26 protein-coding genes are annotated in these 22,135 nt (G+C 43.0%); 19 read left to right on the top strand and 7 right to left on the bottom strand.

What is annotated here, in order from left to right:
• Window positions 1-14 precede the first annotated feature (14 nt).
• From coxB to LCL89_RS05985, 7 genes are all read left to right on the top strand, one after another.
• Window positions 15-1,088, top strand: a complete 1,074-nt coding sequence (gene coxB, locus LCL89_RS06015) for a cytochrome c oxidase subunit II (protein WP_197315646.1) — start codon at window positions 15-17, stop codon at window positions 1,086-1,088.
• 32 nt (window positions 1,089-1,120) lie between these two features.
• Window positions 1,121-2,992, top strand: coding sequence for a cytochrome c oxidase subunit I (ctaD, locus tag LCL89_RS06010; protein ID WP_224808705.1), 1,872 nt, complete (start codon window positions 1,121-1,123; stop codon window positions 2,990-2,992).
• Complete coding sequence (locus LCL89_RS06005) at window positions 2,992-3,615, top strand: cytochrome (ubi)quinol oxidase subunit III (RefSeq protein ID WP_197315648.1); 624 nt, start codon at window positions 2,992-2,994, stop codon at window positions 3,613-3,615. The genes ctaD and LCL89_RS06005 overlap by 1 nt, the downstream gene beginning before the upstream one ends.
• 3 nt (window positions 3,616-3,618) lie before the next feature.
• Entirely contained in the window at window positions 3,619-3,939 is a 321-nt protein-coding gene (gene ctaF, locus LCL89_RS06000) for a cytochrome c oxidase subunit IVB (RefSeq protein WP_224808702.1), read from the top strand.
• 166 nt (window positions 3,940-4,105) lie between these two features.
• A complete protein-coding gene (gene ctaG / locus LCL89_RS05995) occupies window positions 4,106-5,005 on the top strand; it encodes a cytochrome c oxidase assembly factor CtaG (RefSeq protein WP_224808699.1) in 900 nt (299 codons plus the stop codon).
• Between the two features lie 77 nt (window positions 5,006-5,082).
• The gene (locus tag LCL89_RS05990) at window positions 5,083-5,544 is read left to right on the top strand and encodes a DUF420 domain-containing protein (RefSeq protein ID WP_197315651.1); all 462 of its coding nucleotides are present in this window, start codon (window positions 5,083-5,085) and stop codon (window positions 5,542-5,544) included.
• A gap of 530 nt (window positions 5,545-6,074) precedes the next feature.
• Entirely contained in the window at window positions 6,075-6,614 is a 540-nt protein-coding gene (locus LCL89_RS05985; protein ID WP_224808697.1) for a GNAT family N-acetyltransferase, read from the top strand.
• A gap of 37 nt (window positions 6,615-6,651) precedes the next feature.
• On the opposite strand, the gene ytvI is transcribed toward LCL89_RS05985, so the two are convergent.
• A complete protein-coding gene (gene ytvI / locus LCL89_RS05980) occupies window positions 6,652-7,710 on the bottom strand; it encodes a sporulation integral membrane protein YtvI (RefSeq protein WP_197315653.1) in 1,059 nt (352 codons plus the stop codon).
• Window positions 7,711-7,841: 131 nt separating this feature from the next.
• Entirely contained in the window at window positions 7,842-8,321 is a 480-nt protein-coding gene (locus LCL89_RS05975; RefSeq protein WP_318245601.1) for a YugN family protein, read from the bottom strand.
• Window positions 8,322-8,532: 211 nt separating this feature from the next.
• Here LCL89_RS05975 and LCL89_RS05970 point away from each other — a divergent pair, with 211 nt between their 5' ends.
• The 4 genes from LCL89_RS05970 to LCL89_RS05955 all read left to right on the top strand — a co-directional run bounded on the left by LCL89_RS05970 (window position 8,533) and on the right by LCL89_RS05955 (window position 11,101).
• Complete coding sequence (locus LCL89_RS05970) at window positions 8,533-8,961, top strand: CBS domain-containing protein (RefSeq protein ID WP_224808695.1); 429 nt, start codon at window positions 8,533-8,535, stop codon at window positions 8,959-8,961.
• 161 nt (window positions 8,962-9,122) lie between these two features.
• The gene (locus LCL89_RS05965) at window positions 9,123-10,151 is read left to right on the top strand and encodes a CAP domain-containing protein (protein ID WP_224808693.1); all 1,029 of its coding nucleotides are present in this window, start codon (window positions 9,123-9,125) and stop codon (window positions 10,149-10,151) included.
• Window positions 10,152-10,210: 59 nt separating this feature from the next.
• Window positions 10,211-10,576: a spore coat protein YlbD gene (gene ylbD, locus LCL89_RS05960; RefSeq protein WP_197315657.1), complete on the top strand. Its 366-nt coding sequence runs from the start codon at window positions 10,211-10,213 to the stop codon at window positions 10,574-10,576.
• Between the two features lie 81 nt (window positions 10,577-10,657).
• Window positions 10,658-11,101, top strand: coding sequence for a YlbF family regulator (locus LCL89_RS05955; protein WP_224808690.1), 444 nt, complete (start codon window positions 10,658-10,660; stop codon window positions 11,099-11,101).
• On the opposite strand, the gene LCL89_RS05950 is transcribed toward LCL89_RS05955, so the two are convergent.
• Complete coding sequence (locus tag LCL89_RS05950) at window positions 11,098-11,421, bottom strand: hypothetical protein (RefSeq protein ID WP_224808679.1); 324 nt, start codon at window positions 11,419-11,421, stop codon at window positions 11,098-11,100. The two genes, LCL89_RS05955 and LCL89_RS05950, sit on opposite strands and share 4 nt — an antisense overlap.
• A 94-nt stretch (window positions 11,422-11,515) precedes the next feature.
• Between LCL89_RS05950 and LCL89_RS05945 the strand changes: the two genes are divergently transcribed.
• On the top strand, window positions 11,516-11,794 hold the full coding sequence (locus LCL89_RS05945; RefSeq protein ID WP_197315660.1) for a YlbG family protein: 279 nt from the start codon (window positions 11,516-11,518) through the stop codon (window positions 11,792-11,794).
• A gap of 542 nt (window positions 11,795-12,336) precedes the next feature.
• Here LCL89_RS05945 and LCL89_RS05940 read toward each other — a convergent pair.
• Window positions 12,337-12,726, bottom strand: coding sequence for a DUF7147 family protein (locus tag LCL89_RS05940; RefSeq protein ID WP_224808677.1), 390 nt, complete (start codon window positions 12,724-12,726; stop codon window positions 12,337-12,339).
• Between the two features lie 130 nt (window positions 12,727-12,856).
• Between LCL89_RS05940 and LCL89_RS05935 the strand changes: the two genes are divergently transcribed.
• From LCL89_RS05935 to coaD, 3 genes are all read left to right on the top strand, one after another.
• Window positions 12,857-14,251, top strand: a complete 1,395-nt coding sequence (locus LCL89_RS05935; protein ID WP_224808675.1) for a hypothetical protein — start codon at window positions 12,857-12,859, stop codon at window positions 14,249-14,251.
• 270 nt (window positions 14,252-14,521) lie between these two features.
• Entirely contained in the window at window positions 14,522-15,070 is a 549-nt protein-coding gene (gene rsmD, locus LCL89_RS05930; RefSeq protein ID WP_224808672.1) for a 16S rRNA (guanine(966)-N(2))-methyltransferase RsmD, read from the top strand.
• 12 nt (window positions 15,071-15,082) lie between these two features.
• Entirely contained in the window at window positions 15,083-15,565 is a 483-nt protein-coding gene (gene coaD, locus LCL89_RS05925; RefSeq protein WP_197315664.1) for a pantetheine-phosphate adenylyltransferase, read from the top strand.
• Between the two features lie 45 nt (window positions 15,566-15,610).
• Here coaD and ylbJ read toward each other — a convergent pair whose 3' ends face one another.
• Window positions 15,611-16,789: a sporulation integral membrane protein YlbJ gene (gene ylbJ, locus LCL89_RS05920; protein ID WP_224808661.1), complete on the bottom strand. Its 1,179-nt coding sequence runs from the start codon at window positions 16,787-16,789 to the stop codon at window positions 15,611-15,613.
• A gap of 176 nt (window positions 16,790-16,965) precedes the next feature.
• Between ylbJ and LCL89_RS05915 the strand changes: the two genes are divergently transcribed.
• From LCL89_RS05915 to LCL89_RS05900, 4 genes are all read left to right on the top strand, one after another.
• Complete coding sequence (locus tag LCL89_RS05915) at window positions 16,966-17,754, top strand: patatin-like phospholipase family protein (protein WP_224808659.1); 789 nt, start codon at window positions 16,966-16,968, stop codon at window positions 17,752-17,754.
• A gap of 2 nt (window positions 17,755-17,756) precedes the next feature.
• Window positions 17,757-18,767 (top strand): SepM family pheromone-processing serine protease, encoded by a 1,011-nt coding sequence (locus LCL89_RS05910; protein WP_224808657.1) that lies wholly within the window; start codon window positions 17,757-17,759, stop codon window positions 18,765-18,767.
• Between the two features lie 191 nt (window positions 18,768-18,958).
• On the top strand, window positions 18,959-19,456 hold the full coding sequence (locus tag LCL89_RS05905; RefSeq protein ID WP_224808655.1) for a putative periplasmic lipoprotein: 498 nt from the start codon (window positions 18,959-18,961) through the stop codon (window positions 19,454-19,456).
• Window positions 19,457-19,609: 153 nt separating this feature from the next.
• Complete coding sequence (locus LCL89_RS05900; protein ID WP_224808653.1) at window positions 19,610-20,323, top strand: glycosyltransferase family 2 protein; 714 nt, start codon at window positions 19,610-19,612, stop codon at window positions 20,321-20,323.
• A gap of 65 nt (window positions 20,324-20,388) precedes the next feature.
• Here LCL89_RS05900 and LCL89_RS05895 read toward each other — a convergent pair whose 3' ends face one another.
• Together LCL89_RS05895 and LCL89_RS05890 are read right to left on the bottom strand one after the other, a co-directional pair.
• Window positions 20,389-20,706 carry a YrhK family protein gene (locus LCL89_RS05895; RefSeq protein ID WP_224808651.1) on the bottom strand — a complete coding sequence of 106 codons (318 nt, stop codon included), beginning with the start codon at window positions 20,704-20,706 and terminating at the stop codon, window positions 20,389-20,391.
• 66 nt (window positions 20,707-20,772) lie between these two features.
• On the bottom strand, window positions 20,773-21,984 hold the full coding sequence (locus LCL89_RS05890; protein WP_224808649.1) for a nucleotidyltransferase: 1,212 nt from the start codon (window positions 21,982-21,984) through the stop codon (window positions 20,773-20,775).
• Window positions 21,985-22,135 lie beyond the last annotated feature (151 nt).

The raw sequence follows: 22,135 nt of genomic DNA, 5'->3' as shown, positions 1-22,135 counted from the left end.
GAGAGGTATCATTCATGAGAGGTTGGATGGGAAAATTCCGTTCTCTGTTGCTGTTCAGTGCTCTTACGTTGTTTTTGGCCGGATGTGGTCAGGAAAACCTGAGTGCCCTGAAGCCTGAAGGTTATGGAGCGGAATTATTATTAGATCTTATGTTGATCAGTATTGCGATAATGGTATTCGTATTTGTTATCGTAATGGCAATTTATTTCTTCGTGCTGGTCCGTTACCGTGAAAAGAAAGGCCAGGAAGATTTCGTACCAAAACAGACAGAAGGTAATCACACCTTGGAGGTCATTTGGACAGTCATTCCAATTATTCTTCTTCTTGTATTGGCTGTACCTACTGTTCAAGCTACATTCGACCTTGCTGACCAATCTTCCCAGGATGAAGAAGGTGTACTTACGGTTGAAGTTACTGGTAACCAGTACTGGTGGCACTTCAATTACGAAGGTCAGGAAATTGCGACAAGTCAGGAATTATACATTCCGGTTGGCGAGCGCGTGTACTTAGATATGAAAGCAAGTGACGTCATCCACTCCTTCTGGGTACCTGCCATCGCAGGTAAGATGGACACGAACCCAGGAGAAAACATCAACACGATGTATTTGGAAGCCTATGAAGAGGGCGTATATTGGGGACACTGTGCTGAACTTTGCGGACCTTCCCACTCTTTGATGGACTTCCGTGTTGTTGCAGTAAGTCCTGACAAGTTTGAACAATGGAAAGAAGATATGCAGAATGTAGATCCTGAAGCTGAGCCTGAAACGGCTTCTGCAAAAGAAGGACAAGAGTTGTTTAACAACAATTGCATGAGCTGTCACGCAATTGGAGGAGCATCTGCGGGTGTAGGACCGAACTTGACAAACTTCGGTAACCGCAACAAGATCGCAGGTATTCTTGAACCATCTAAAGAAAATCTTGTTGACTGGATCGTTCATCCAGATGAAATCAAGCCAGGTAACAAAATGCCTGCAAACATTGTCAATAAAGAAGAAGCAAGTAAAATCGCTGATTATTTGATGGGCTTGAAACATACAGACGTGGGTACTGAACTGGATTCTGTAAACAAGCCTAAAAACGATCAATAAGTTGCAATGAGATTGATAAGGGAGGTTAAAGCGTGAGTACTGCAGTAGCGCAAAAACGTGGGCTCGGCGCTGCGATTTGGGATTACTTGACAACAGTAGACCACAAAAAGATTGCGCATCTTTATTTGTATGCTGGTGGTTTGTTTTTCCTAATTGGCGGGCTTGAAGCCATGATAATTCGTATTCAGCTGATGAAACCGGACAACAACTTCATCTCAGCTGGTCTTTACAATGAAATGATTACGATGCACGGAACTACAATGATTTTCCTGGCGGCCATGCCGCTCATATTCGCATTAATGAACGCCGTAGTTCCATTACAGATAGGAGCCAGGGACGTTGCATTCCCATTCTTGAACTCTCTAGGGTTCTGGTTGTTCCTATTCGGCGGATTGATGTTGAACGTATCCTGGTTCACCGGTGGAGCTCCGGATGCAGGATGGACAAACTATGCACCGTTATCTACAACATCACCTGGACACGGAGTCGACTATTATGTCATGGGTCTCCAAATTTCCGGTGCTGGTACGTTGATCGGTGGTATCAACTTCCTGGTAACGATCGTTAACATGCGTGCACCTGGAATGACTTATATGCGTATGCCACTATTCACGTGGTCTGTATTCGTAACATCTACTTTGATTTTATTCGCATTCCCTGCTTTGACAGTAGGACTATTCCTGATGATGTTCGACCGTATGTTCGGTTCTGCATTCTTTGATGTAGGTCTTGGCGGTAACGCTATCATCTGGGAGCACTTATTCTGGATTTTCGGACACCCTGAAGTTTATATCCTGATCCTTCCATTATTCGGAGCGTTCAGTGATATCTTCTCTACTTTCTCTAAGAAACGTCTATTCGGATATTCTGCGATGGTGTTCGCAACCGTTCTTATCGGTTTCTTAGGATTCATGGTATGGGCTCACCACATGTTCACAGTAGGTATGGGTCCAATTGCTAACTCTATTTTCGCCGTCGCGACAATGGCTATCGCCGTTCCGACTGGTATCAAGATTTTCAACTGGCTCTTCACGATGTGGGGCGGTCAGATCAAGATGACAGCTGCTATGCTATGGTCTGTAGCTTTCATTCCATCCTTTACAATCGGTGGTATGACAGGTGTTATGCTTGCAGCAGCAGCAGCCGACTATCAGTACCATGATACGTACTTCGTTGTCGGTCACTTCCACTACGTTATCGTCGGTGGTGTAGTATTCGGTATCTTCGCAGCCCTTCACTACTGGTGGCCGAAGATGTTCGGTATCAAGTTGAATGAAAAACTAGGGAAGCTTGCTTTCTGGCCATTCTTCGTCGGTTTCCACTTGACGTTCTTCATCCAGCACTTCCTTGGACTGATGGGTATGCCTCGTCGTTACTGGGTATTCCTTGAAGGTCAAGGCCTGGAAACTGGAAACATGATCAGTACGGTCGGTGCATTCTTCATGGCGATCGGTACACTGATTTTCGTTTACAACGTCATTTATTCAGCGAAGAAAGAGAAAAAAGCAGACGGCGACGCATGGGGAACTGGTCGTACGCTCGAATGGGCGATTCCATCTCCACCGCCACACTATAACTTTGTACAAACACCACTTGTCCGTGGTTTAGACCCTCTATGGGTAGAGAAAATGGATGGCAAGGAAGGTATGACTCCAGCAGAACCGCTTGGAGACATCCACATGCCGAACGCATCATTCCTACCATTCATGATGTCATTAGGCACGTTCATCGCAGGTTTCGGATTCATCTATCAAGTCGATAACAAAGCTTGGTTGATTGCAGTATTTGCAGGTATGGGTATCCTTCTGGGCTCCATGCTGGTCCGTTCTGTGAAAGACGACTTAGGTCATCACATTCATAAAGAAGAGATTGAAGAAGATATTAAGAAAGGGGTGGCGAAATAATGAGTCATGAAGATGTGTTGAATCCGACAAAATTACCACATGATCCTGAAAAAGCCACCCTTGAAGGAAAAAATAAGTTTTTAGCTTTCTGGTTTTTCCTTGGTGGCGAAACCGTATTGTTCGCTTCTCTATTCGGAACTTATCTAGCACTGAATGGTTCCACCCAGGGTGAGAATACACCAGAGCACTTGTTCGGACTCGAGCTCGTCTTCATTATGACGATGCTCCTTCTGACAAGTTCATTGACCAGTGTCTATGCCATGTACCACATGAAAAATCATGACTTTGGTAAAATGCAGAAATGGTTGGGCATTACAGTAGCGCTTGGTTTCGCTTTCCTTGGTTTTGAGATTTATGAGTTCTATCACTATATCCATGAGTATGGATTCACCTTCAGGTCATCAGCCTTTGGCTCAGCCTTCTACACGTTAGTAGGATTCCACGGAGGACACGTATTGTTCGGTCTTTCCTGGATCGTAACGCTGATGATTCGTAACCAGAAGCGTGGCTTGAATCTTTATAATGCTCCGAAGTTCTATATTGCCAGCCTTTACTGGCACTTCATCGACGTTGTATGGGTATTCATCTTCACAGTTGTATACCTAATGGGAAAGGTGGGTTAATCAATGGCGTACAACTCCAAACCAGCTCATCACGAAGAATATCAACGTAAGCAGCATAGAGAAGAGATGAAACACCAAGTGCTTACATTTGCGCTTATGATACTTTTCACGTTCATCGCCTTCGGAATGGTAATAATGGAAGTGGATACCTATTTCATTATCCCGACCCTGATCATTCTGGCGATTGTGCAAGTTGCTTTCCAACTGTATTACTTCATGCACATGAAAAACAAAGGGCATGACATGCCTGCCTTGATGATGTATGGGGGAGCAGCTGTAGCGCTTCTGACCATCATCACTTTTACAACGCTTATCTGGTGGTAAGAAAGAATATTGAAAAAGACCGGTGCTGCCGGTCTTTTTCTTTTGTGTGACAAACATATGGCTAAATTATGAACAATTGTAATTTAGACGAATACACACTCGTTTTTTTGGCAAGAATTCGTTAAAATAGAGTCGTGTACCATAAACAAACCGAGGTGAGACACCAATGTGGTTAGAACTTCAAATATTCGGGTTCCGTGCGTTATGGAGTCCCGTTTATCTATTATTCGTTGTCATGCTAGCAGCGCTTTATTATTATTTAACCGGTCCACGTAGAAAAGCCGGAGAATCATACCCGACGATACTTCAGCAGTTGTCGTTCTATTCAGGCCTTGTGCTGCTGTATATCATCAAAGGATCGCCTGTCGATCTTTTAGGTCATATCATGTTTACAGCTCATATGACGCAGATGGCTTTATATTATCTGCTATTTCCGATTTTGATTATCAAAGGAATTCCAGAGTGGATGTGGAGAAACCTATACGACACGAAAGTCGTCAAATCAGCTCTACGCTTCTTCACTAAACCTTTATTGTCACTATTATTATTCAATGGACTCTTTTCTCTTTATCACATGCCTGCCATTTTTGATTTCGCAAAATCGAGTGAATGGGCTCATGCAATCATTACAACAATTATTTTAATTACGGCATTCGGTATGTGGTTGTCTGTATTCCCACCGTTGAAAGAGATGGATCGTCTCAGTCCGATTCTGAAAATCGGTTTCATTTTTGCAAATGGAGTCTTGATCACTCCTGCCTGCGGGTTGATCATTTTCGCAGGATCTCCTTTATACGATACGTACTCGCAGTCAGGCGCGTGGATTCAGGCGTTGAGCTTGTGTGTTCCTGAAAGTGTCCTTAGTGATTTAGCAAACAATTTAAGTGGCCCGAATTATTTCATGCCTATACCGATGATCGAAGACCAGCAGCTGGGTGGAATCATTATGAAAATTACCCAGGAAATCATATTCGGATCTGTAATCGCCTATATTTTCTTCAGCTGGTTCAACCGTGAGAGAGAAACGATTGATCCTTTGCCAGACCAGGTTCCAAGTGAAACGTAATGGAGAGGGAGGTCTATCTATCACTGATCGGCTTCCCCTTTTTCATGTATAAGATTCAAGAATGAAGAGGTGGATGTATGTCTTTACCATTATTACCAACACTGAGCACCACGTTCATCGTGCTTAGTGCAGTATTAGTAGCCATCGGCTGGGTGCTTATTGTAAAAAATAAACGTAAAGCCCACAAAGGTGTCATGATTGCTGCGGCTGTAAGTGCCCTGACATTTTTCATCATTTACTTAAGTCGTACTGTGTTTGTAGGGAATACCAGCTTCGGCGGGCCTGATGACATCAAAATCTATTATACGATCTTTTTGATATTCCATATCATCCTAGCAACCGTCGGTGCTGTATTCGGAATCGTTACACTGACTTATGCGTTCAAACGTAAGATCGTCAAACATAGAAAAATCGGACCTGTGACGAGTATCATCTGGTTCTGCACAGCCATCACAGGAGTCATGGTTTATTTGTTACTTTACATCATCTATGATGGTGGAACGACGACAAGTATGATCAAAGCGATCCTAGGAACTTAACAGATCAAGCAACGACTAAAGAGTCGTTGCTTTTTTTATACTTTCGAAAGGAAGGTATAAAACATTTGGCTCTGTTAACGTCTGTTTGATATCTTAATTAATTTTTTCTAGTCCACCCGTCGGGGATTGTGGTTTAGGTCCTTTCTTTGCCCTTCCCTTTCGTAGTCGGTGTAACGGCCTTCTCTTTATATGAGTATTTGATTTTAACGTCCACTTATTTTGAAGAGGTGGCATTGGGAATAGGAAGACTCCTGTGGGGTTCATGTTACCCCACGGAAAACGAGCATTCCAAAAACCGCCTCATACAAATTCCAGGACGGAGAGAGTTGAGACAAGCTAACGAATGAAATAGCAACACCAAGCAATAACAGTGTCTATTCGAGCTCTTTCGACTTCTTTAAAGAAGGTGGAAATGAAGAAAAGATGTAAGGAATGGAGAGACTTTATCGAATATTGTTTAATTTTGGCTCTTAAAAGGTATATAGTTTTGTAAGTCGAAATTATATACATAAAGAAAGGGATGCATATTCATGAATTTACGAACACCCCGATTACATCTGATCCCTATAAACCTTGAATTAGCACAAACCCTGATGAAGAATTCTCTCGCTTTTTATTACATGTACCAAATACCATGGAATAAAAACTGGCCTCATCCAGGATTGAAAGCGCTGCTTCCTATTTATTCCGAGAAACTTGAGCGGGATGAGACAGAGGTAGGATTCGGACCTTGGGTGATAATGGACATCAATGGGGATCATGTCATAGGAGATATTGGATTTAAGGGGAAGCCGGATGATAATGGTATTGTTGAAATCGGCTACCATATCGTTGCATCAGAGCGGAACATGGGCTTTGCTTCAGAAGCTGTCGATCATTTATGTCAATGGGCTTTCAAGGATCCTGAAGTGAAAGGCGTAGAAGCGCAGTGTGATAAGAATAATATCGCTTCACAAAAAGTGTTGATTAACAATGGCTTTTATCACACGAAGCGGGACAGAAACGTATTGGTTTTTAAAAAAGTTAAGAACGTCAAGTACACTGAAAGTAAAAAGAAAAAAGAATTATAAAAAGGCTGGAGCGATGCGCTCCAGCCTTTTCTATTGATCAGAGTTTTAAATTCCATTTGATGATTCCGGCTTCTTTAGCTGAATTGAAGGCGATGACAACAAGTGGACCGAGTATGAATCCAAGCAGCCCGATCAACTGCAGTCCAAGGTACATCGCTATCAGGGTAGCCAGAGGGGAGAGGCCGATATGTCTGCCCATCACTTTCGGTTCAACGGTACGGCGGATCGCTAATAATACGATAGCCAGCACCGCAAGTTTTGTACCTGTTGAAATATCTCCGATAAGCAGCATATAAATCGACCATGGTGCTAATATCACGATAGATCCAATGATTGGGATGAAGTCGATCAGCCATATGATCAGTGACATGATCAAAGCAACTTCAGGTGCAATCCATAACAATCCAGCGAGCGTTACGATGAAAATAAAAATACTCACTAAGAATTGTGCTTTCAGAAAGCCGAAAACGACATAAGCCAGGCGTGCATTCATGAACTTAACTTTCTCGGATGTCGCTTCTGTAAATTGGTCATGCATTTTCTCTTTCAGACGAGGAAGCTCCAGCATGAATAAGAATAATGCAATCAAATAAACAAGTAAGCTCACCAAGTATTCAGGAATCATCGTTGCAGCAGCCGCTATGTTTCCGAGTTGGAGTTTCTCGGAAATGGTTTCAGTGGTGCGATCGACTGCATTAGTCAATTCCTGGGACAGTTTATCAACAAATTCCTTAGGCATGTTTTGAGTAAAACTGTCCATGTTGCTTTGCCAGTTCAAGAGCACATTATTGATTTGGTTGATATATTCCGGTGCATTATCCGCCAGTTGGACAATTTGAGCGACAGCTCTTGTGACTGCAAACGTTCCCAGTATTCCCAAAGCGATTACGAATAAGAGAAAGACGAGTGTCACAGCCATTTTCCGGTTGATTCTAAAGCGGAACTGAATCCATCTGACCGTCGGATTCAGGAATAGTGCTGTAACAAAGGCCAAAATTAAGGGAATAGAAACAGGGAGAATGAAGTAACTGGCTACCAAAAGTACGAGTAAGAGAGTAATGATTATCCATTGTTTTTTCGTTAAGAGTCGAAACAATTTATGTAAGAGTCTCCTTTCCCTTAAATGATGCAGTAGAAGGGGACTTTTAAAAAAAAGCCGCTCACCATTATAGAATGATGTGCGACTCCTTTGTAAGATCCCTGTGAACCATGATCAAGTCGTCTGAGTTATTTGTGGTTGTCCGGGTTATTAGACAATTCCTTTACTTTCTCAAGTACTTCCTGGTTCTGGTTCTCTTCCGCCCATTTCTTCAGCTTCTCAAGAACGATATGTTCCGGAACCTGGCTGTGGTATTTTTCAGCTGGTCCCTGTACTTTTTGAATCAATGTTTTCGCTTTTTCAATAATCGCTTCAGAAAATCCTTCTTGTTCCCCATATTCTATACCATGAGGATAATAGTGGCGGCCAAGTAAAGGTGTCATCAGACGGATGACAGCATTCCCTTTGTCGACATCTCCTTCAATGGCATATCCTTGAATGCGGATATAATACGTAATGTTCTTTTCAGGTGCGTTCAATTTATAATCATAAGTTACGCGTTCGTAATCCCATGATCCACCCAAAATGAATCCGTTTCTCTCCATCAGTTCAGTCAATGGACCGAAATCAACCATTAGACCATCTATACCAGTACCTTCTAATTTCATCTCTTCCACCTCACAAATAAGTATGTATCTTCACTAATTTTAGTATGAAACCATGCAACTTGCAATTGGTCTGATTTTCAGAGCCGATTTCCTTCTTAATATCGACTTCAGCTCTTTTATTATACTATAAACGGACATCGGTTGCATGTAATAAATTTTACAAAACGGGCACACTAATCACGATGTTGAATTATTCAAAGGAGGATCTATCATGAAAAGCGTAAAAGACATTATGACTAGTGATGTATCCGTTTGTCGTACGGATGACTGTCTTTCAGATGCAGCTTCATTGATGAAGCAGAAAAATATTGGTGCTGTGCCCGTCTGTGACACGCAGGGCAACTTGATGGGGATGGTGACCGACCGTGACTTGGTCATCCGTGGTTATGCAGATAAAAGGCCGGATAGTGCTCCGCTGCAACAGGTCATGAGTGATCATTTATTCCACTGTACACCTGAATGTTCTTTGGAGGAAGCGAGCAGGATCATGGCTGAACACCAAGTTCGTCGTCTGCCTGTCGTAGAGAATGGACAATTGATGGGGATCATTTCATTAGGTGACTTGTCTATCGAGGAGATGTCTGATGAAGCAGCGGGAGAAGCTCTTCAGGATATTTCTGAACGTCCAGAACTCCACTAATTCATATCATCAAAGGCCTGCAAGGTGCAGGTCTTTTTATTTTTCGTATGTTTACATCATTCATTTGAACAGCTGATGTCCTTTTACTCTTATAATATAATCATAGCAACGTTTACTGGCGATTATACTTTAACTAATAGACGGATAAGGAGGGGCTGGGTATGAATAAAGCAGGGGTGTTCATTCTTCTCATCGGAGCATCTTTTCTATTCTTCCTGCTATTCAATAATGAAGGCCAAGTGGATACGGGTGCAGGCAAAGCAGAAGACATGCCGGCAGCAGAACAAGAGACGATGGCAGTCCCTGATGAAGATTCTAAGCAGAATTTTTCTCCTTCATACATGGGAGCTACGGAGTCAGAAATCTTAGCCATATTGGGAGATCCTGACCGGGTGGATCCAAGTGAATTCGGGTATGAATGGTGGATTTATGAAAAAGATCCATTTTTACAACTAGGCTTTGAAGAAGGACAAGTAGTGACCGGCATTTATTTTGATGGGAAGACGGATGAAGGGACTTTTGAAATTGGGCAGGACTATCAACAAATAAAAGAAGAGTTCACGTTTGATGAAAAGTATTCACTTGATAGCGAGGGAGCCTACACCCTGGAACTGACGGAGAGGGATATCCAAGAACGACCACTTGTCAGGGTGGGGGAAGAGTGGACCGCTCAATTGTACTTCGATAATGTGACCGATCAGCTGTTTGCTGTGAGGGTCATCAGAAATGATATATTATTGAAGCTTCAGCCCTACCGTGTAGTTTATCGGGGCGAATTGCCAATTCCGGAAAATCTGAATCGTCAAGATTGGAAAGCCATTGAGAGTGGAGTGGAACGACAGATCAAGGCGATGACGAATTACATCCGTTCCAGTCATGGACTAAGGGCCGTTTCCGGTCATAAACGGGCGTCTGCTGTCGCTTTCAAACATAGCAGAGACATGAATGTGAACAACTATTTTTCCCACTACTCATTGAATGGTGACAGTTTAAAAGATCGTCTTGAAGAAATTAATTATATAAAAGCAGGAGAGAATATTGCAGCTCAGTATGTTGATGCGACAGCAGCCGTCCATGGATGGCTGAACAGCCCCGGTCACAGGAAAGCGATGCTTGAGCCTGCCTATACACACCTTGGGGTGGGGGTGTATCAAAGGTATTACACACAAAATTTCTTGACGTTACCATGAACGTCCCCAAAAGGCCCGCATAGGCTATACTGTAGTTTTAACAGTGAGGTGTGGTGCTTATGAGTAAACAATCCTTACATCCAAGTGTCCAGCAATTCAAGAAATTCGTAAATGATCATCCGAAGGTAAAAGAGAAATTGAGGAAGGATCATAAGTTGATTCAGAGTTTTTATGAAAAGTGGGTCATATTGGGGGAGGATGATCCTTTCTGGAGCTCTCTGCCTTCTGTGAAAAAAGAAGAGCCCGGGAACAAGATGGATTGGATCAAACAGCTGGGGACATTGATGGAAGAAATCGACTGGCAGGAGGTCAGCCGACATATCGAGGATTTGAATGGGGCAATTGGACAATTTCAACAATTGATTTCCAATGTGAAAAAGGAGTCAAAAGCCAAGCGTGAAGAAATGCAGTACCCTTATTATTAATTTTTGGGGCAGTAGGTAGGAATCATTCATTTCAATCTGCTGTCCCATTTGATAAGATGGTTATGGAGGTGGACATGTTACATGCTAGCTACAATGGAAATTGTCGATCTACTTGACCGTTCAGAAGAGATTGGCCAAATGGTCATGAATTCAGATACAATGCATAATTACCAGCAAGCCAAGCGCGAGCTGGAACAAGATAAAGAGGCCCAGAGGCTCATCAAGCAGTTCGCTGATATGAAGGAGCATTATGAAGATGTCCAGCGTTTCGGGAGATATCATCCGGACTATAATTCAATCATGAAAAAAGTCCGTACCGTTAAACGGGAAATGGACATGCATGAAAAAGTCGCTTTGTTCAAAAAAGCGGAGCGCGAACTTCAAAAGCTTCTTGATGAAATCAGTGAAATGGTAGCCTTCAGTGTCAGTGAACAGATCAAAGTGCCGAAAAACGGCATGGCTTTGACAGATACAGGCTGCAGTGGCGGCTGCGGAAGTGGAGGAAGCTGCGGTTGTGCCTCTTAATGGGTGAACCGGATGCAGTCATCACATAGGTTTCCACAACAGAACATTTTTCGTTGAGGAACCAAAAATCGAACACGGTACACATAGGACGCCTGATTTTTGCGAACGAAACTCATCGCAAGAGTCAGGCGTTTTCCTCTCATTGCCTTCGCCGCACATACTTTTAGTATATCCTCGACCTCTGTACGCGTAACTTCCGGCTTTGGTTCAATATATACAAACGGAAGACCGGTGAAAGTCTTAAAGACGACAGAAGCCAGGTCGGAATGACGGGTCAGTTGAGTTTCAAAAATTTCAAAGGCGCGTTCATGATCAGTCATCAATGGATTCTACTCCTTCCTGTCAGGAATGATTGCTGAAACTTGATACATTTGGTAAACTGACGTTAAATACTTGATAAAGTAGGGAGTCGCCATGATAAAAACGAAACGTCAAGGCATCATCGTATATTTTCAACATATGAAAAATGTCAGGCAGATCAAGAAACATGGGCATCTTATCCATGCTTCCAAAAAGCATAAATATGCGTTATTGTATGTCAACCAGGAGGATCTAGAATATAAGATGGAAAAATTGGATCGTCTACCATACGTTTCCCGTGTGATTCCTTCTTATAAACCTGAGGTCCGGACAGACTTCGAGAACGCGAAACCTGACAAAGCGAAACAGTATGATTATAAAATGGGAATTTAACAAAGAAGGGCATCCGTCAAGAAACGGATGCCCTTTTTATTGGACTAAAGAGAACCTTGAGTGAGTTTAGACGGTAAAAACTAAACGGCTCTACGTACACAAGGTTAAGTGTTTTTGTAGTAAGGCATTCATTACACGGGAGGGCGCGAGATGAAAGGAACAGCTTCGGTTTTAATGTTTTTTTATGCAGTTGTCGGAATGCTCTGGGTGGCGAATTCTTCCTATTTATTTTCCTGATGGGGTTTAACAAGCTGGCTGATTTCAATTACGCTCGGGTTGATTGTTTTTAAACAGATGAAAAAACAGGGAGACTCCTGCGGGAAAAAAGAACAAGGTGAGACCCCGGAGAACAGAGTTCGAGGAGGCTCAGCGTTCCCCGCGGAAAGCGGACTGTTTTCCCTTCCCTCACAGCCGCTGATTAAAGAACGGCCGAAACTACAGACGTATAAGAAATCAAATCGTTAAAAATATCGATAACGGACTTCAGAAAAATTTTAAAAAAACGAACTTCCGGGTAAATGGAAGTTCGTTCGATGAAGGGTCTAAGATAAAGGTGGAAGGAACTTGTTCATCCGTAAAATACCGATCAAATGTTGGTAAAACAAATCGGTTTCCGGGAAGACGTTCGATGGTTTGATGGTGAACTCTGCCACTTCTTTACCTGCTTTATGTGTCATTTCCTGAAAAAGATCGAAACGTTGATTCGATTTTTCATGAGGATTTGGAATCCCCTCACGGCAAATGTAAATCGGCTGAAACTTTTGATTTGCTGTCGGCTTCATGATCAGGGCGAGCGATGCTTGCGGTTCGCCGTTTTTCTCACAATAAAAGGCTACTGCATGCTCAATTCGTTCAGGCATCCGTGAACCGATTTCAATCAATTCATAGATGTCTGCATATCCTTCTCCGAGCTCGATGAATTTTTGTATCATGATGTAACTCTTCCTTTCCAATTCGCATCTAATCCTAAGATTAGCACGAAAAGAAAGGGTTGTGAACTCTCTCTATCTTCTATCAGTTCTGCTACAATAGTAGTAGATTAATGAGAAGGGAGGAGAAATTATGAAAAAGGTTTGGATAACATTCGTGACGCTGATATCTATTTCATTTTTGCTCCTCCTCTATCAATGGACGTTTGTACAAAATCATGATTCGAATGAAAAGAAGGATACCGCAGAAGTAACGGTCACGATCAAAGAAGAGGGAGTGGGAGTCCTTTCCTTATACAAATCGATTGAACCAGGGACTTATAAGCTTATATTTCCGGAAGGGTCATCACAGTTGAATTGCACCCTGGAATCCGGCGCAGACTGCCGGATCATGGATGGAAACAATACGCCAACCGTTCATTTAGAAAACGAAGAGACACTTACGATTTCCTATCAAAGAGAACCGTTACAACGCGACCGTCTCATGGATTGGATGATGGACCTGGAGAAGAACGATCAGACTGTGGATTTTTCCTACACCATAGCGATTCAGGACTACATCCATTTGGACAGGACCTGGGCAGGTCTGTCTGAAAAGACTTCAGACATTCGACAAGAGTATGTACGATTCCATCAATTCTCTGCAGTCAATCAGGCTTCATTTCCACTTTTATTGGTAGAGAAAAACCGTGATTTCTGGATGGGAACTAAAGGAGTGGTCACGTTCCCTGAAGAAAAGCCGCTGTCTGATGCTTTTAAAAAGAATTACAATCAACTGGCTGTGGATTATCCTCCGAAAATAGTAGAAGTGGATAAAAAAGAAGCTGTATCGAATAAATATTATTTGGCCTTTAAAGACCGAAGTGTTCCGAATATGGACCGGGTGATGTTCGAGCAGTTCATAAGTCTGTATACGGACAAGAATGAAAAATGGCTCGTTGATGCGTTATCCACTATCATATTCACCTCTGACGACCAAGGGGAAGTAAGTGGACCTATGGAGCGATTACCATTCCAATTCAATGATGAGCAGCGTGAAGAGTTGAAGCAGGAGTTATTGAAAGTCAAGGACACAGATTCCATAGTGACTGCTGCCGATCAAGCACTCTCTGAAATTGAAGGGATGGATGTGGAGTTTTTCAAGCAGGTTCAGGAGAACGAAGGAAAAACACCTCTCTACTTCACCTATCCAAAAACACTCTTGGTAGATGGGGAAGAAGTAGATTGGAAAGCTGTCAATTGGAAGAAGAACGTCTACTATCCTTTCAAAGCACTGACAAATTCTTTAGAATACCCGGTGACGGAATTCAACAAAGGAAACTCCTACCGGGTCAGACTTCCGAATAACGAGTACCGTTTTTACAAAGACCAGTCGATCTTCATAAAAAATGAGCAGGAGTTCGGAGTCGCCTCTGACTTACTGGTGAAGATTGATAATCAAATTTTCATGAAAGAGCAGTATGTGAAAGATCTTTTAGGTGTAGACATAGTAGAAAAACAGAATATGATTCTTATGCAAAAAAAATAGGGCCGTCCGAATGGACAGCCCTTCTTTTTTACACTCTATCCGAGGGTGTAAAAAAGTAAAGGGAGAGGAGAAACCGGAGGAAGTACTTATGGGGATGTAAGCCTTCTCCGTTTTCAGAAGCAGTTTGTTCCGCTTCATCAGCTAGTATGGACAACGGATTGTTAAAATATTCATGTATCAATATATTTTGCTTACATTCAGTGAAGTTTCCTGAAAGGTTCTTTTTATGGTAGGATTATGTAGAATGATGACTAAAGAGGTGTTTGAATCATGCGCGTGGTTTCTGGTGAATTCAAAGGAAGACAATTGAAATCAGTACCGACTCATCAAACTCGTCCTACGACTGATAAAGTGAAGGAAGCTGTCTTTCATGTCATCGGTCCTTATTTTGAAGGTGGACGGGCCTTTGATTTATTTGCAGGAAGCGGTGGCTTAGGGATCGAAGCCTTGAGTCGCGGAGCGGATTCCTGTGTTTTTGTCGATCAACAACCGAAAGCGATCCGTACCATACACGAAAACGTCCGTTTATTGAACATCAAAGATCGAGTAGAGGTTTTCAGAACGGACGCATATCGAGCAATCAAAGCGGCTGGTAAAAGAGGTTTGACTTTTGACTATATTTTCTTGGATCCTCCTTATAAAAAGTTTTCTTATCAAGAACTTATGGAAGCTTTGTTAGAACACCAATTAGTAGCTGAGGGTGGCGTCGTCGTCTGTGAACATGACGCATCTGAAGAAATTCCTGAATCGGTGGGGAGATTGAACCTCATAAAAACAGATCATTATGGAACAAATATAGGTGTATCGATTTTTCAGTAAGGAGGAAAGCATATGACACGTCTGGCTATTTGTCCGGGGAGCTTCGACCCGATTACATATGGACACTTGGATATCATCCAAAGAGGAGCTAAAGTTTTTGATCATTTGATCGTCGCGGTCTTTAATAACCAAAGCAAATCACCGTTGTTTGACGTAGAGGAACGTCTTGCATTGATCAAAGAGGTCACGAAGGATATGGATAACGTATCCGTGGATTCCTGTGAAGGATTGTTGATGGAATATGCTGAAGAGAAGAATGCCCAGGCCATCATCAGAGGGTTGAGAGCAGTCAGTGACTTTGAATATGAAATGCAGATCACATCGATGAACCGGAAGTTGAACGAAGAAATTGAAACGTTCTTCATGATGACCAATAATCAATATTCGTTCTTGAGTTCGAGTATCGTCAAGGAAGTGGCGAGACATAAAGCGGACACTTCAGATCTTGTACCACCTGCTGTTGAGAAGGCTTTAGAGGAAAAGTTCAATAGTTAAAACACATAAAAACAACCACTGCGCAATCTGCCGCAGTGGTTGTTTTTATTTGACCATGCCATCTTTCATCACCCTGATGAGAACCATTGTTGAAATCATCACTAGAGTGAAGGGAGGCCCAAACGTCTCAAATGCTTCCATAATCGGCTCTGTGAACGTTTCCCTCGGATTCCAAATGGGTAGACTTTGATTAAACCATTCCGTGTTTTGATACAACCAATAACCGAGTATGACGAGGAAGGCTGATAAGAAAGCCTGCCCGATTCTTGCCAGTGCATAAGGTTTGAAACGGATATCTGTATCCGCAAGCAGACTGGCTATTTGTGCCTGGATGGAAAATCCGTGAAATCCCAAGATGAAACTCACTAGAATCAATTGGGAAAGAAGCGGTTCATGGGTCGCAGTGATTGCACCGATTCCCGTTGTCAATTCAAGCATTCCAGCCATCAAAGGCGCATGGAAGGTCTCAGGCAGAGGCGTCCAGGATAATAAATGTGAAATGAGATGGATCAGTCCGGTCTGCTTCAACAGCTCAGTCAAAACGGAAAATAACATAATGAAACCGCCGACCATAAGCAGTGTATCCACAGACCTGGTCACGGCATCTCCCATCAGACGTCCCAGGGAACGGCCATCTTGTAAACGGGAATGATGCATGCGATGGATAGCTTCTCTCCACGAAGGCGAAGTCTTATCTCTCACCCAGGCGTATCGATCTTCTCTCCGCTTATAATATCTCATCCCTATTCCTACAAGGAAATTTCCTCCGTAGTGGGCGAAAGCGATCAATGCACCCAAGGAAGGGTCGTGAAAAAAACCGACTGCCACAGCCCCGAAAATGAACAAGGGACTTGAAGCGTTTGTGAAGGATACGAGGCGTTCGGCCTCCACTTGGGAGATCTGGCCTTTCCGTCTCAAATCGGCCGTCCACTTCGCCCCTGATGGGTAACCGCTTGCCATACCCATGACCCAGACGAAGCCTCCAGAGCCTGGAACATTGAAGAGAGGGCGCATCCATCGTTCACTAAGGGCCCCCAGGCCATGAACGACTCCGAAACCAATCAGCAGTTCAGCTGTTACGAAAAAAGGGAGAAGGGATGGGAAGACGATTTCCCACCATAAACTCAATCCTCTGATGCTTGCAGCGAGCACTTCTTTAGGAAAAAGGATCAATGATATCGCCAGGGAGAGGCTCACTGAAGTCAGCCACAATGTTTTCAGCATTGAAATGGTCGAAACCCCCTTATGACTAGCGGTTTTCTGTACTTCTAGAATCATCCATAGTAGAATGGGTATAGATTTGTCAGAAAAAAAGACTTGTCTACTCTATACAAATTGTACGCTCATATGTGAATCGTTTATTCCATAAAATATAGTGAAGGGCGAAGGAGGAATGTCAAGTGAAGCGTCCAAAGGTCGGTTTGGCTTTAGGTTCCGGAGGAGCACGCGGATTTTCACATTTAGGCGTGTTGAAAGTGCTGAAGGACAATGACATTCCCGTAGATATGGTAGCAGGAAGCAGCATGGGAGCTCTTGTCGGCTCTTTTTTTGCTGCAGGCCAGCAAGTCGAAGATATGTATAAACTGGCGTTTACGTTCAAACGGAAATATTACCTTGACTTCACTGTTCCGAAAATGGGTTTTATTCAAGGACGAAGGCTCAAGGAATATATCCGTTTATTTACATTTGGGAAAAACATCGAAGACTTCAAAATACCGATGGCCGTCATCGCGACGGATCTCTACGCCGGAGAAAAGAAGATATTCACTGATGGACCAGCAAGTGATGCCGTCCGGGCAAGTATCGGTATTCCTGGTATATTCGTACCTGAAAGGATCGATGACCGCCTTTATATCGACGGCGGCGTCATGGACCGGGTACCGGTGTCTGTCGTCAAATCAATGGGAGCGGATATTGTCATTGCTGTCGATTGTGCTCATTTTGACTCCGACCCGAATATCAATTCGATTTATGATGTCATCATTCAAAGTATCGATATCATGCAGGATGAACTGGTCACGGCTATGGGTGTGTCATCGGATGCCGATGTCATGATCCGTCCCGATGTCTCCAGTTACAGTTCCAGAGCATTCACCCAAATTGAAAAAATCGTCGAGGCAGGAGAGCAGGCAGCTCAAGCTCAGCTGGATGAAATAAAACGAACACTTGCTGGATGGAAGGAGTCATAAAGATGAAGGCAAACAAGCGCATTCTGATTACAGCCATTATTACCATATTAATTGCAGCTTTTCTGGGAGCATACAGGCTTCCTTTTTATATTTATAAACCGGGTACCGCAGATGCATTAGATCCCATTGTCGAGGTTGTAGACGGGTATAAGAGTGAAGGGGATATGCATTTAGTGACTGTCAGAGGAGGGCAGGCGACTCCCCTTCAATGGGTATGGGCGAAGCTGAGACCTTATCACCAGGTGTATTCCATAGATCAAATCTATCCTGAAGGAATTTCAGAGGAAGAGTACCACCATGCCCAGCTTAAAATGATGGAGTCCTCGCAGGAAGCGGCTAAAGTAGTGGCATACAAAGCCGCAGACCGTGACATCACTATCAATTATGAAGGTGTATACGTCATGAGTGTAATAGAAGGAATGCCTGCAGAAGGGAAACTGAAATCGGGCGATGAAATTACGGCTGTGGATGGGAAGGAAATCCAGGAATCCAAAGACTTGATCGATTATGTGAGTGATATGGGTGAAGGTTCAAAAGTAACCTTGACGGTGAACCGTGATGGCGAAACGCTGAAAAAAGATATCGAACTCGCTCCTTTCCCGGATACCCCCGACAAGGTCGGAGTCGGTATATCTCTCGTAACCGACCGGTCTATCAAAGTAAATCCTGAAGTGAAGGTGAAAAGTGGTGAAATCGGCGGCCCAAGTGCCGGATTGATGTTCTCGCTCGAAATTTATGACCAATTGACAGAAGGCGATTTGACAGGAGGAAAGCTGATCGCAGGTACAGGTGAAGTCAATTATGATGGCGATGTAGGGCGCATCGGAGGCATCGATAAGAAGGTCGTCGCTGCAGCTGACAAAGGAATCGACGTCTTTTTTGCACCGAACGAAGAAGGCAGGGAAGACTCCAACTATCAAATGGCTAAAGAAACGGCAGAAGATATCGGAACAGATATGAAGATCGTTCCGGTCGACACGTTCCAGGAAGCATTGGAATACTTGCAGAAGTAACAGTTTGAAAGAGTAAACCATTTTGGGTTTACTCTTTTTTAATTTTCAGTCAAAAAATAACGGTTGTATGATAGGATGATAAGTATAATTTTAACAGAAAGATCGCCCTCGGTCTTAAGCCTAGGAGCGGATGATCACCAACACCATAAGTCTAAACAGCCCCAAATGAAAATCATAAGGGAGGTTTTATTTTGAAAAGATGGTTGATTTCACTACTTTTTATAGTGTTCTTAATGGGTTGTACAGGTAATGATTCCAGTGTGGTCGTTACAGAAAGCGTTCTGCCTGATGAATTTCACGAGGTAGCGTATGAACAGGAAAGGAATACGCGGCAGTATCTCGTCATGAAGGCGTCCGATTCTTCTACGCTCGATCAACTATGGAATTATTACAATTTCCAAGGGAAACCGAAGGAGATGGAATTCAAGGATAAAGGAGTGATTTTCATAGGTACATATGAGTCTTCATGTAAATCTGTGGTAAGTAGTATAAAGAAAAAAGAAACCGAAATTCATGTTGATCTCGATCAGGAAATGAGTTCGGGTGGATGCGCGGATATCGCTGAACCAAGGTCTTTTGTCATCGAGTGGGATAAAGATGAGGTGAAAGAGCTAAGCTTTGTGGTATTCAAGGAGGGGCATGACGACATTCGCGTTCCCGTTAAATCTTTAGTTGAGATGGAGGAGTAAGGAAGGATGGGGTGACCTTTTTTAGTAAGCTCACCATGCGCGGATTTCAGTTTTTTTAATATCCAGCTGCTTCTACAAGATGATTAATGTTTTCCTTTTTCTATACATAGGATGAATGGGAAGCATCCCTTACCGGCTGAAGGGGGAGGTCATATGATATCTGTAGTGGCTTGTACGATGAGAGCTGATTTTATTGAGCACCTGATTAATAATTATTCGAAACAGTCGTTACAGGATAAGGAACTGATCATCATTTTGAATCATTCCAGCTTAGATAAGAGTAAAGTAAGAGAGCAGTTGGATGAAAAGAATGTTTCCGCCCGGCTTTTCGAGTTTCCAGAAAAGGTGACGTTAGGAGAATGCCTGAATTTCGGGGCCGCTCAAGCGAAATATGAATACGTGGCTAAATTCGATGATGATGATTTTTACGGAGAAGGGTACCTTGAAGAAGCGGCTGAGGTTTTGTCAGAAAAAAAGTGTAAAGTGGTAGGGAAGAGCACTTTTTACATCTACTTCAAACAAGATGGGATGCTGCGGCTCTTTCACCCGAATTGTGAAAACAAATGGATCATCAGGAAGAATAATCGATCTTATAGTGCCAATGACTTCATCAGTGGAGCGAGTCTGGTGTTTGCAAAGGACATTATGGAGAAGGTCAAGTTCCCTGCAGTGAAGTACGCAACCGATGTGGGTTTTCAAAAAGAGTGCTTTAAAAAAGGGATTCCTATGTACTCCACAACAAAGCTCCATTATGCTTACATCCGGTATCCCGGAGCAGCCCACCACACTTCAAGAGCCAGAGACCATGATTTAAGGGGAGGCACAACAGAAGTGAAAGAGATTCCCGATGGTTTAGATTTTTTATGATATCTCTTAAGACTTTTACAAAGAAAAGGAGCCAATCCATAAAAAGATTCGGCTCCTTTTCTTGCTCAAGAATTATTCTTTCTTTCGTACTCATCTTCATACTCATTTCTTAGCTGGAAATGGTGAACCAATCGGATTGTAGGGCGGATCAGCATTTGTACACTTCCCAATACAAATAAAGTGACCCCCCACATTTTCAGAGTTTCAAAATAAAAACATATACTACCTATCAAAAACCAAAGACCTAATAAAACATCATTGATCGTGTAAAGAGTATCATAACCTTTTTTTACAAACAGCCCTTGCTTTCCCATTTTAATCTCTACATATTGTTCTTTGCTTTGGGTTTGGGCATTAGCCGATTTTTGTTGCTGTTCACTCATGAAAGCGCCCTCCTTGAGACTTGGTCATTTACAATAGAGTTACCCTCTTGAGCCCAGTTTAAAAAGTCAAACCTGAATCGGTGGTCCGAATTCCCTTTTCATACGCTCCACTTTCATTTTTGGATCTGTGACTGCGTAATAAGCCGCAGCCGCTCTTTCTTCCAAATCAAGCATAGGATGGTCCAGCTGCTGAGGCTGTGTGATCAAAGGAATATCCATAGCTTTTTTTTGATGGCGCAAATATCGTTTGCCATGGTCGGTCATCCCGAGAATGCGGGCGTATGGCGGTGCGGGCTGTCTCAACATCCGACCTGCATCCTCTTTGCTCGTCCCTATCAGGATATGGACGAGAGTCCTCTGCAGGCGGGTCCATGTGTAGCGTTTCGTTTTTAATTCGGACATGAATTCCTGGAAGCTGGTCGCTTCTTTTATCGTCCTTTTCAATCGGTGCTCCAAGCCTTCATCAACTCCATGAATTTGACGAAGATCTTCCTCAATCATCGTTAAAACTTTAAATTGCAGGAAAGGGAAGTAAAGCTCCCAGTCATGCCATATTCCTATTTTCTCTCTGTATGTGTTCAACATCTCCTGTGTGATGCTTGGTATGGCTTCTTTTACATCAGTCTTAATTTCATTATCAGTCATCAGCTGTTTTCGAATACTTGTCGCACTGGCTACTTTACCTGTAATCGTTTCATCATGATAATGGTTGTTTTGACGCTTGATAGTCATCGGTTCAACATCATTTGTATACGCGCGGATTTGTTTGACATAGCTGTAACCGAGAATATTGTTCGGCTGAGTCAAATCGATGCTGTCAGAGGGCAGTTTTATAGCTTCATAGCCTAAACGGGAAGCTTCAGGGAAAGAAAGACCTTCATTCAGGTGCTTGCGTAAAACTTCATCGTAAATACCAGAATGCTCCTGTAAATGTTCATAAGCTGAGTTGAACCCTTCGATCGATCCGCTCTCACTTCCAAAACAGATGGCATCTACACCCACTTCTGCCAAAGTCTGCACCGAACCTTGACTGAAAAAATCGCTGTGTTCGACAGCGAAGATGTAGGGGAGTTCCAATACGAGATCTGCCCCTGAATGCAAAGCAGCTTCCGCCCGGTGCCATTTATCGATGATGGCGGGCTCTCCGCGCTGAAGGAACGGTCCGCTCATGATCGCTATCATGCATTCAGCTCCGGATTGTTTTTTTGATTGTTCGATATGGTAGGCGTGCCCATTATGGAATGGGTTATATTCGACGATCACTCCGCATGCTTTCATGGATATCTCTCCTTGGTTTCGTTTTCAAGCCCATCTATTGATTGAATGTACCGTTTATTTTATCATGGAGGAGAGAAAAATTCGCATGAGACAGGAAAAATGTGTTATCTTAATAAAAATCGATGCCTGTTTGTTTTCAGGGTGTAAAGAA

Origin of the sequence: Halobacillus yeomjeoni (assembly GCF_020171525.1) — a bacterium.
In the GTDB taxonomy this organism is placed as follows: domain Bacteria; phylum Bacillota; class Bacilli; order Bacillales; family Halobacillaceae; genus Halobacillus; species Halobacillus yeomjeoni.
The sequence above is the reverse complement of the archived record's forward strand: the minus strand, read 5'-3'. Positions and strand labels throughout refer to the sequence as shown.

What these genes read in the sequence shown, in the direction of transcription:
- ylbD (WP_197315657.1), top strand. Translation starts at nt 10,211, where the DNA reads ATGAGTAAACAATCCTTACATCCAAGTGTCCAGCAATTCAAGAAATTC.
- LCL89_RS05975 (WP_318245601.1), bottom strand. Translation starts at nt 8,321, where the DNA reads ATGAAATTAGAAGGTACTGGTATAGATGGTCTAATGGTTGATTTCGGT.
- LCL89_RS05890 (WP_224808649.1), bottom strand. Translation starts at nt 21,984, where the DNA reads ATGAAAGCATGCGGAGTGATCGTCGAATATAACCCATTCCATAATGGG.
- LCL89_RS05940 (WP_224808677.1), bottom strand. Translation starts at nt 12,726, where the DNA reads ATGATACAAAAATTCATCGAGCTCGGAGAAGGATATGCAGACATCTAT.
- LCL89_RS05945 (WP_197315660.1), top strand. Translation starts at nt 11,516, where the DNA reads ATGATAAAAACGAAACGTCAAGGCATCATCGTATATTTTCAACATATG.
- ctaG (WP_224808699.1), top strand. Translation starts at nt 4,106, where the DNA reads ATGTGGTTAGAACTTCAAATATTCGGGTTCCGTGCGTTATGGAGTCCC.
- LCL89_RS05935 (WP_224808675.1), top strand. Translation starts at nt 12,857, where the DNA reads ATGAAAAAGGTTTGGATAACATTCGTGACGCTGATATCTATTTCATTT.
- LCL89_RS05950 (WP_224808679.1), bottom strand. Translation starts at nt 11,421, where the DNA reads ATGACTGATCATGAACGCGCCTTTGAAATTTTTGAAACTCAACTGACC.
- LCL89_RS05900 (WP_224808653.1), top strand. Translation starts at nt 19,610, where the DNA reads ATGATATCTGTAGTGGCTTGTACGATGAGAGCTGATTTTATTGAGCAC.
- LCL89_RS05895 (WP_224808651.1), bottom strand. Translation starts at nt 20,706, where the DNA reads ATGAGTGAACAGCAACAAAAATCGGCTAATGCCCAAACCCAAAGCAAA.
- LCL89_RS05990 (WP_197315651.1), top strand. Translation starts at nt 5,083, where the DNA reads ATGTCTTTACCATTATTACCAACACTGAGCACCACGTTCATCGTGCTT.
- LCL89_RS05985 (WP_224808697.1), top strand. Translation starts at nt 6,075, where the DNA reads ATGAATTTACGAACACCCCGATTACATCTGATCCCTATAAACCTTGAA.
- LCL89_RS06005 (WP_197315648.1), top strand. Translation starts at nt 2,992, where the DNA reads ATGAGTCATGAAGATGTGTTGAATCCGACAAAATTACCACATGATCCT.
- LCL89_RS05910 (WP_224808657.1), top strand. Translation starts at nt 17,757, where the DNA reads ATGAAGGCAAACAAGCGCATTCTGATTACAGCCATTATTACCATATTA.
- LCL89_RS05970 (WP_224808695.1), top strand. Translation starts at nt 8,533, where the DNA reads ATGAAAAGCGTAAAAGACATTATGACTAGTGATGTATCCGTTTGTCGT.
- LCL89_RS05955 (WP_224808690.1), top strand. Translation starts at nt 10,658, where the DNA reads ATGCTAGCTACAATGGAAATTGTCGATCTACTTGACCGTTCAGAAGAG.
- ylbJ (WP_224808661.1), bottom strand. Translation starts at nt 16,789, where the DNA reads ATGCTGAAAACATTGTGGCTGACTTCAGTGAGCCTCTCCCTGGCGATA.
- ctaF (WP_224808702.1), top strand. Translation starts at nt 3,619, where the DNA reads ATGGCGTACAACTCCAAACCAGCTCATCACGAAGAATATCAACGTAAG.
- coaD (WP_197315664.1), top strand. Translation starts at nt 15,083, where the DNA reads ATGACACGTCTGGCTATTTGTCCGGGGAGCTTCGACCCGATTACATAT.
- rsmD (WP_224808672.1), top strand. Translation starts at nt 14,522, where the DNA reads ATGCGCGTGGTTTCTGGTGAATTCAAAGGAAGACAATTGAAATCAGTA.
- coxB (WP_197315646.1), top strand. Translation starts at nt 15, where the DNA reads ATGAGAGGTTGGATGGGAAAATTCCGTTCTCTGTTGCTGTTCAGTGCT.
- LCL89_RS05965 (WP_224808693.1), top strand. Translation starts at nt 9,123, where the DNA reads ATGAATAAAGCAGGGGTGTTCATTCTTCTCATCGGAGCATCTTTTCTA.